This is a genomic window from Streptomyces recifensis, from assembly GCF_002154615.1.
Taxonomy (GTDB): domain Bacteria; phylum Actinomycetota; class Actinomycetes; order Streptomycetales; family Streptomycetaceae; genus Streptomyces; species Streptomyces griseoluteus.
The window spans coordinates 1-8,211 of the sequence record NZ_MUNH01000644.1 but is presented as its reverse complement, the minus strand read 5'-3'; the positions used below and the strand labels follow the sequence as shown (position 1 = coordinate 8,211).

At 74.8% G+C, this 8,211-nt stretch carries 7 protein-coding genes and 1 pseudogene; 2 read left to right on the top strand and 6 right to left on the bottom strand.

The annotated features are described in order from the left end of the window. The 6 genes and pseudogenes from CCN33_RS27645 to CCN33_RS27620 all read right to left on the bottom strand — a co-directional run. Nucleotides 1-378 (bottom strand): annotated as a pseudogene (locus tag CCN33_RS27645) (hypothetical protein); the annotation flags it as partial. A gap of 107 nt (nucleotides 379-485) precedes the next feature. Beyond that, a complete protein-coding gene (locus CCN33_RS27640; protein ID WP_030811239.1) occupies nucleotides 486-1,283 on the bottom strand; it encodes a type III pantothenate kinase in 798 nt (265 codons plus the stop codon). 5 nt (nucleotides 1,284-1,288) lie between these two features. Continuing rightward, complete coding sequence (gene nadC, locus CCN33_RS27635) at nucleotides 1,289-2,269, bottom strand: carboxylating nicotinate-nucleotide diphosphorylase (RefSeq protein WP_031182780.1); 981 nt, start codon at nucleotides 2,267-2,269, stop codon at nucleotides 1,289-1,291. Nucleotides 2,270-2,317: 48 nt separating this feature from the next. Further along, on the bottom strand, nucleotides 2,318-4,015 hold the full coding sequence (locus tag CCN33_RS27630) for an L-aspartate oxidase (RefSeq protein ID WP_086696141.1): 1,698 nt from the start codon (nucleotides 4,013-4,015) through the stop codon (nucleotides 2,318-2,320). Next, nucleotides 4,012-5,013, bottom strand: a complete 1,002-nt coding sequence (gene panC, locus CCN33_RS27625) for a pantoate--beta-alanine ligase (RefSeq protein ID WP_086696140.1) — start codon at nucleotides 5,011-5,013, stop codon at nucleotides 4,012-4,014. Before panC ends, CCN33_RS27630 begins: the two co-directional genes overlap by 4 nt. Then, the gene (locus CCN33_RS27620; protein ID WP_086696139.1) at nucleotides 5,010-5,987 is read right to left on the bottom strand and encodes a Rossmann-like and DUF2520 domain-containing protein; all 978 of its coding nucleotides are present in this window, start codon (nucleotides 5,985-5,987) and stop codon (nucleotides 5,010-5,012) included. The genes panC and CCN33_RS27620 overlap by 4 nt, the downstream gene beginning before the upstream one ends. 168 nt (nucleotides 5,988-6,155) lie before the next feature. On the opposite strand from CCN33_RS27620, the gene CCN33_RS27615 reads away from it, so the two are divergent. Together CCN33_RS27615 and CCN33_RS27610 are read left to right on the top strand one after the other, a co-directional pair. Then, nucleotides 6,156-7,307: a threonine aldolase family protein gene (locus tag CCN33_RS27615; RefSeq protein ID WP_086696142.1), complete on the top strand. Its 1,152-nt coding sequence runs from the start codon at nucleotides 6,156-6,158 to the stop codon at nucleotides 7,305-7,307. Nucleotides 7,308-7,390: 83 nt separating this feature from the next. Then, nucleotides 7,391-8,211: DUF5937 family protein (locus CCN33_RS27610; protein WP_107484007.1), on the top strand; the 821-nt coding region annotated here is incomplete at its 3' end.

Genomic DNA, 8,211 nt, shown 5'->3' with positions numbered 1-8,211 from the left:
CTGCTGGCCCACTGCCAGGGCCTGGTGGGCCAGCAGGGCGGCGGCCACCGGGTTGCCGCGCAGGGCGCGCAGCGCGGCGAGGTCGTCCGGGGCGGGCCGGTGCCCGGCGCCGAGCGCCTCCTGGAGCAGGGCGAGATAACCGGCCGCGGTGCCGGGCAGGGCGGCTCGGTAGCGGCCCAGGTCGGCCAGGAGGAAGGCGCGCAGGCGAGCCGCTTCGTCCAGTGCCTGGTCGACCGAGTCGGCAAGGCGGAAGCAGTCCTGCACGTCCTCCGCGGAGGCCGTGCCGGGGTGGAGGGCGAGGGCGAGGGCGCGGCGGAGCACACGCAGCTCCTCCGCGCCGAACGCCATGCCGCCGCGAGTTCCGTATGGCGTGGGCATGCGGCGACGCTACCGCTAATCGGACAAAAGTTACGGAAGGGGACGTGTTGTAACGCGTGTCGGACCCAGGGTTCCCCCGCCCGGCCCTGAGCCCCCCACGGGCCCGGCTACCTGCGCGGCACGTTGCGCTCGTAGACCAGGCGCAGGCCGATCAGGGTGAGCCAGGGCTGGTGCTCGTCGATCACCGAGGACTCGCCCAGCACCATCGGCGCCAGACCGCCGGTGGCGATCACGGTGACGTCGTCGGGGTCGTCGGCCAGCTCGCGCGCCATCCGGCCGACCACGCCGTCCACCTGGCCGGCGAAGCCGTAGACGATGCCGGACTGCATGGCCTCCACGGTGCTCTTGCCGATCACGTTGCGCGGGCGGGCCACCTCGATCTTGCGGAGCTGCGCGGCCTTCACGCCGAGCGCCTCCACCGAGATCTCGATGCCGGGCGCGATGACCCCGCCGACGTACTCCCCGCGCGCGGAGATCGCGTCGAAGGTGGTCGCGGTGCCGAAGTCGACCACGATCGCCGGGCCGCCGTACAGCTCGTTGGCGGCGACCGTGTTGATGATGCGGTCGGCGCCGACCTCCTTGGGGTTGTCGAACTGCACCGGCACCCCGGTCTTGACGCCGGGCTCGACCAGCACCGCGGGCACGTCGCCGTAGTAGCGCCGGGTGACCTCGCGCAGCTCGTGCAGCACCGAGGGCACCGTGGCGCAGATGGCGATGCCGTGGATGCCGTCGCCCAGTTCCTCGCCCAGCAGCGGGTGCGTGCCCATCAGGCCCTGGAGCAGCACCGCCAGCTCGTCGGCCGTGCGGCGCGGGTCGGTGGACACGCGCCAGTGCTCGACGATGTCCTCGCCGTCGAAGAGACCGAGGACGGTGTGGGTGTTGCCGACGTCGATCGTGAGCAGCATCCGGGTCACTCCGCCGGACGCAGGTCCAGGCCGATGTCGAGCACCGGCGAGGAGTGGGTGAGGGCGCCGACGGCCAGGAAGTCCACGCCGGTGTCGGCATAGGCGCGGGCGTTCTCCAGGGTGAGCCGCCCGGACGCCTCCAGCTCGGCGCGGCCGGCCGTGAGGGTGACGGCCTCGGCGCACTCGCCGGGGGTGAAGTTGTCCAGCAGGATCAGGTCGGCGCCGGCCTCGACGGCTTCGTGGAGCTGGTGCAGGGTGTCCACCTCGACCTCGACGGGGAGATCCGGGAAGGTCTCCCGTACGGCCTTGAACGCCTCGGCCACGCCGCCGGCGGCGAGTACGTGGTTGTCCTTGACCAGGGCGGCGTCGGAGAGCGACATGCGGTGGTTGACGCCGCCGCCGCAGCGCACCGCGTACTTCTCCAGGGAGCGCAGGCCGGGGGTGGTCTTGCGGGTGTCGCGCACGCGGGTGCGGCTGCCCTCCAGCACGTCGGCCCACGCGCGCGTGGCGGACGCGATGCCGGACATGCGGCCCAGGATGTTCAGCGCGCTGCGCTCGGCGGTGAGCAGGTCGCGGGTGCGGGTGGTGACCGACAGCAGGCGCTGGCCGGCCTCGATCAGGTCGCCGTCCTCGACGTGCCGCTCGACCTCGAACTCGTCCTCGCAGACCACGGAGAGCACGGCCTCGGCGACCCTGAGGCCCGCGACCACGCCGGCCTCGCGGGCGACGAAGTCGGCGGTGGCCACGGCGTCCTCGGGAATGGTCGCCACGGTGGTCACGTCGACGCCGCCGGCCAGGTCCTCCTGGACGGTGACGTTGGCGATGTCCTCGATCTCCACGGGGTCGAGCCCGGACTCGGCCAGCAGCGCGGCCAGCGCGGGGTCGAGACCGCACTCCAGTTGCTCTTCGCCCTCCTCGTCCGCGCCACAGGCGCAGCCGTCGCCGCAGCCGCCGGTCGGGGCGAGGGGAAGGTCGTCGGTGCTCACGTTCGTCACTGCTCCTGGGGACGCGGGTTCACCCGGTGGACCGAGATGTCACCGGGTAGGGGGGAAGTCTGCGCTCTCGGTGGTGCGTACGGCCAGCGAACGGTCCGCGCGGAGGGTCACCACCAGGTGGCGGCGCCAGTGCGGGTCGTCGCGGTCGGCGTGGTCCTCGCGCCAGTGGCAGCCGCGGGTCTCCTCGCGCAGCGCGGCGGCGGCGACCAGGACACGGGCCACGTCCAGAAGGTTGGTGGCCTCCCAGGTGTCGACGCCGGGCTCGGCGGTCTTGCCCTCACCGTCCAGGGTGTCACTGGCTCGGGAGTGCAGTTCCGCGAGGCGCTGTGCGGCGCGCTCCAGTGAGGCGGCCGAGCGCAGGACGCCCGCGCCCTCGGACATGATCCGCTGCACGGCGATCCGGTCCTCCGGGGCCAGCAGGGGGTGCGCGGGCGTGCCGTGGTGCGGGACGGGGGCCGGCACGCGCGTGCGCGGGCCGTTCCCGGTGTGCTCGGCCGCGATGTCGGCGGCGATGCGCTCGGCGTAGACGAGCCCTTCGAGCAGGGAGTTGGAGGCGAGCCGGTTGGCGCCGTGCACCCCGGTGCAGGCGGCCTCGCCGCACGCGTACAGACCGGCGACGGTCGTACGGCCGCGGTCGTCGGTGCGGACGCCGCCGGAGGCGTAGTGGGCGGCCGGGGCGACCGGGATCGGCTCGGTGACCGGGTCGATGCCGTGGGCGCGGCAGGCGGCGAGGATGGTCGGGAAACGGTGCTCCCACATGTCGGCGCCGAAGTGCCTGCCGTCGAGGTACATGTGCTCGGCGCCCAGCTCCTGCATCCGCCGCGTGATGCCCTTGGCGACGATGTCGCGCGGGGCCAGCTCGGCCAGCTCGTGCTGCCCGACCATGAAGCGCGTGCCGTCGGCGTCGACCAGGTGGGCGCCCTCGCCGCGCACCGCCTCCGAGACCAGCGGCTGCTGGCCCTCGGCATCGGGGCCGAGGAAGAGCACGGTCGGGTGGAACTGCACGAACTCCAGGTCGCTGACCTCGGCACCCGCGCGCAGCGCCAGCGCCACGCCGTCGCCGGTGGAGACCGAGGGGTTGGTGGTCGCGGAGAACACCTGGCCCATGCCGCCGGTGGCGAGCACCACGGCGGGCGCGTGCACGGCGCCCACGCCGTCGTGCTGGCCCTCACCCATGACGTGCAGGGTGACCCCGGCGGTGCGGCCCTCGGCGTCGGTGAGCAGGTCCAGGACGAGCGCGTTCTCGATGGTGCGCAGGCCCCGCGCGCGGACGGCGTCGACCAGCGCGCGGGAGATCTCCGCGCCGGTGGCGTCCCCGCCCGCGTGGGCGATGCGGCGCCGGTGGTGGCCGCCCTCGCGGGTGAGCTGGATCGAGCCCGCGTCGTCGGTGTCGAACCGGGCGCCCGTGTCGATCAGCCGCCGTACGGCGTCGGGGCCCTCGGTGACCAGGAGGCGTACGGCGTTCTCGTCGCACAGGCCCGCGCCCGCGACCAGGGTGTCGTCCAGGTGCTGTCCGGGGGTGTCGCCGTCGCCCAGGGCGGCCGCGATGCCGCCCTGCGCCCAGCGCGTGGAACCGTCGTCCAGGCGGGCCTTGGTGACGACGACCGTCGTCAGGCCGGCCGCCTCGCAGCGCAGCGCGGCGGTCAGGCCGGCCACGCCGGAGCCGACCACCACGACGTCGGCCGGGATGGACCAGCCGGGGGCGGGTGCGTGCAGTCGTATACCGGTGCTGGTCACAGGGCGGCTCCAGGGCTGCCGAAGGTGAGCGGGATGTTGTCGATCAGCCGGGTCGAGCCGACCCGCGCGGCGACCGCGAGGACCGCCTCGCCGGTGAAGTCGTCGGCGATCTCGGTGAAGTCGGCCGGGTCGACCAGGGCGAGGTAGTCCAGGTCGAGCGGCGGGTCGAAGCGGGCGGCCTCGTCCAGGACCTGGCGTGCGGCCGCCCGGACGGCCGCCGGGCCGCCGGGCGTGGCGGTGGCCACGGCGTGCGCGTCGGCCGCCGCCCGCGACTCGCCTATGGCACTCAGCGCCTCGGCACGCGCGTGGGTGGACGGCACTTCGAGGGCCCGCGCGCGGAGGGCCTCCTGGGCCGCGTGGCGGTCGCGGCCGGCGAACAGGGCGCGGGACAGGGTGAGGGCGGTGGCGCGCTCCTCGGGGGCGAGGTAGCGGTTGCGGCTGGACAGCGCGAGCCCGTCCTCCTCGCGGACCGTGGGCACGCCGACGATCTCCACGCCGAAGTTGAGGTCCCGCACCATGCGCCGGATGAGCGCCAGCTGCTGGGCGTCCTTCTGCCCGTAGAGCGCCACATCGGGCCGGGTGAGGTGCAGCAGCTTGCCGACGACGGTGAGCATGCCGTCGAAGTGGCCGGGGCGGGTGGCGCCCTCCAGCCGGCCGCCCATGGGGCCCGCGGTGATGCGCACCTGGGGCTCGCCGCCCGGGTAGACCTCCTCCACCGACGGGGCGAACACCGCGTCGGCGCCCGCCCGTCCGGCGAGCCGGAGGTCGGCGTCCAGGGTGCGCGGGTAGCGGTCGAGGTCCTCGCCGGCGCCGAACTGGAGCGGGTTGACGAAGACGGTGACGACGACCTCGCCGTCCGGCCCGGCGATCTCGCGGGCGGCGCGGATCAGCGTGGCGTGGCCCTCGTGCAGGGCGCCCATGGTCATCACGACGGCACGGCGGCCGTGGCGCACGCGGGCGTGCAGCTCGGCGGCGGTGCTCAGCAGGGCGGTGGTCATCGGTCGTTCCCCTCGAGGCCGTTCTCGTCGTCGTCCGCGTCGGTGCCGGTGCCGGGCGCGCTGCCGGTGCCGGTCTCCTGGTCGGCGAGCACGCCGAGCAGGTCCTCGGCCAGCTCGGCCTTGAGCAGGCCGTGGGCGAGGGCGCGGTCGGCCGTGGCACGGGCCATCGCCACGTACCCGGCGACGGTCTGCGGGGAGTGCTCGCGCAGCTCGGCGATGTGCGCGGCGACCGTGCCCGCGTCCCCGCGCGCGACGGGGCCGGTGAGGGCCGCGTCGCCGGAGCGCAGCGCGTTGTCCAGGGCGGCGCCGAGCAGCGGGCCCAGCATCCGGTCGGGGGCGCCGACCCCGGCCGTGCGCAGCAGCTCCATGGACTGGGCGACCAGGGTGATCAGGTGGTTGGAGCCCAGGGCGAGGGCCGCGTGGTAGAGCGGGCGGCTGTCCTCGCTGATCCACTCCGGCTCGCCGCCCATCTCGATGACCAGGGCCTCGGCCGCGAGCCGCAGCTCCTCGGGCGCGGTGACGCCGAAGGAGCAGCCCGCGAGGCGCTGGACGTCGACGGGGCTGCCGGTGAAGGTCATCGCCGGGTGCAGCGCGAGCGGCAGCGCGCCCGCGCGCAGGGCCGGGTCGAGCACCGAGACGCCGTAGCGGCCCGAGGTGTGGACGAGGAGCTGGCCGGGGCGGACCGCGCCGGTCTCGGCGAGGCCGGTGACCAGGCCCGGCAGGGCGTCGTCGGGGACGGTGAGCAGCACCAGGTCGGCACGCTGGAGGACCTCGGCGGGCGGCACCAGGGGCACGCCGGGCAGCATCTTCTCGGCGCGCCTGCGGGAGGCGTCGGAGACGCCGGAGACGGCCACCGGGCGGTGTCCGGCGAGCTGGAGGGACGCGGCCAGGGCGGGGCCCACCCGTCCGGCGCCGACGACGCCGACGGTGAGCCGCGCGGGGCGGTCCTGGGTGTCTGAGGGGTGTGTACTCACGCGACCGTGGCCTTCCCGTTCCAGTCCGCTCTGGGTACCGGACGATTTCTCGTCATGTTAACGCTATCCGGTGACCGGCCCCCCGTTGTCCACAGGCTGTGGGCCGCCGCACCGGCCCGCCCGGAAACCGGGTACCCCCGCGGGGCCCGGCGCGGCATGATCCCCCGCATGAGCGACACGACCGAGGACGAACAGCGGCCTTCGATACAAGAGCGGCGCCGGACCGCGATACGCACCGCCCCGCGCGTGCTGTCGCGCGGCGGCTGGCGCGGCACCCTCCGCGAGCGCCTCACCGAGCTGACGGAGGCGGCCCCCGAGGCGTACGACCTGGACGAACCCGCCGACGTCTACGGCGACGGCGTGGTGGCCGCCCTGGAGCGCCGGGTCGCGGAACTGCTCGGCACCGAGGCCGCCGTGTTCTTCCCGACCGGCACCATGGCCCAGCAGGTCGCCCTGCGCTGCTGGGCCGCGCGGACCGGCAACCCGGCCGTCGCCCTGCATGCCCTGTCCCACCCCGAGGTGCACGAACGCCATGCGTTCAGCCAGGTCAGCGGCTTGCGCCCGGTCACCGTGAGCCAGGAGCCGCGCCCGGTGACGGCAGCCGACGTGCACGGCCTGGACGAGTCCGTCGGCGCCCTCATGCTGGAACTCCCGCTGCGCGACGCCGGGTTCCTGCTGCCCTCCTGGGAGGAGCTGACCGGGGCGGTCGACGCCGCGCGGGAGCGCGAGGCGGTGGTGCACTTCGACGGCGCCCGCCTCTGGGAGGCCACGGAGCACTTCGGCCGCCCCCTGGAGGAGATCGCGGCCCTGGCCGACAGCGTCTACGTGTCGTTCTACAAGTCCCTCGGCGGCCTGGGCGGCGCCGCGCTCGCCGGCCCCGCGAGTCTCGTGGAGGAGGCGCGCACCTGGCGGCACCGGTACGGGGGCATGGTCTTCCAGCAGTTCCCCACCGCGCTCTCCGCCCTCGCCGGCCTGGACCGGGAGCTGCCGAGGCTTCCGGAGTACGTCCGGCACGCGCGCGTGGTCGCCGCCGCGCTGCGCGAGGGGTTCGCCGAGGCCGGGCTGCCCTGGGCACGGGTCCACCCCGAGGTGCCGCACACCCACGACTTCCAGGTCTGGCTCCCGTTCGCCCCCGAGGTCCTCGCCGAGGCGGCGGTACGGCAGGCGGAGGAGACCGGCACCCTGCTGTTCGGCGGCGGCTGGGACTCCCGCGGGCCCGGCCTCTCCTTCACGGAGACCGGGGTCCGGGCGGCGGGCCTGGAGTGGACGGCACGGGACGTCCGGGACGCGGCGGTGGACTTCGCCGGACGGCTGGGCTGAGACCCCGGCCCTTGACGTCCCGTCGATTGACGGCGGCCGTCAATCCGGGGGACGTTGTCAGTGGTGGGGGGCACCATGGGCACATGAGCGTGACCATCGACGTCAAGGGGCTCCCGGCGGAGCGGATCTCCGTGGTGCCCTCACCGCTGGCCGAGCTGGGGATGGCCCTGCACGCGCTCAGCGAGCCCGGTCACCATCCGGACCTCCAGGGCTGGGTGACGGCCGTGTCCAGCCGGCTGGACCCGTGCCTGGCCGACCGGCTCTGCGAGGCGGACTTCCTGTGGCGCACCACCTTCTCCGACGTGTTCGCCCCCTTCGCCGGACTCCCCGGCCGGCGCGGGCTGCCCGGCGGCACGCTCGCCGAGGAGCTCGACCTGCTGGACAAGCTGACGGACGAGCAGTTCGTGGACGCGGCTCTGGAGTTCACCTGCCACTCCCAGTACTCCCGGCAGAGCCTCGGCCCGCTGGGCGACCCGGAGCTGCGCCGCCGCGCCCTGGACCTGGCCGCCGCGCGCGGTGCCGTCCAGGAGCGGTTCGCCCGGCGCCTGCTGGCGGACCCGCCGACGGTCCGCGCCTGGTTCCGGCAGCTGGTGCTCGACTGCGACGAGGCGTTCTTCGCCGACACCTGGGCCCGGCTGCAGCCCGGCCTCGCCGCCGACGCCCGGCACAAGACCGAGCTGCTGCGCCGCAAGGGTCCCGCCGAGGCCCTCTCCTCGCTCTCCGGCGCGGTGTCGCTGGACGAGGAGGCGGGGCTCATCACGATCGACAAGCTCCTGGTGGGCCGGGGCACCACCGGTGACGGCGGGCTCGTCCTGGTGCCGACCAGCCTCGGGTGGCCGCACGTGATGGTGCTGCACCGGTACGACTGGCAGCCCGTCATCACCTATCCCGCCAAGGCCACCCC

What these genes read in the sequence shown, in the direction of transcription:
- panC (WP_086696140.1), bottom strand. Translation starts at nt 5,013, where the DNA reads ATGACCACCGCCCTGCTGAGCACCGCCGCCGAGCTGCACGCCCGCGTG.
- CCN33_RS27615 (WP_086696142.1), top strand. Translation starts at nt 6,156, where the DNA reads ATGAGCGACACGACCGAGGACGAACAGCGGCCTTCGATACAAGAGCGG.
- CCN33_RS27640 (WP_030811239.1), bottom strand. Translation starts at nt 1,283, where the DNA reads ATGCTGCTCACGATCGACGTCGGCAACACCCACACCGTCCTCGGTCTC.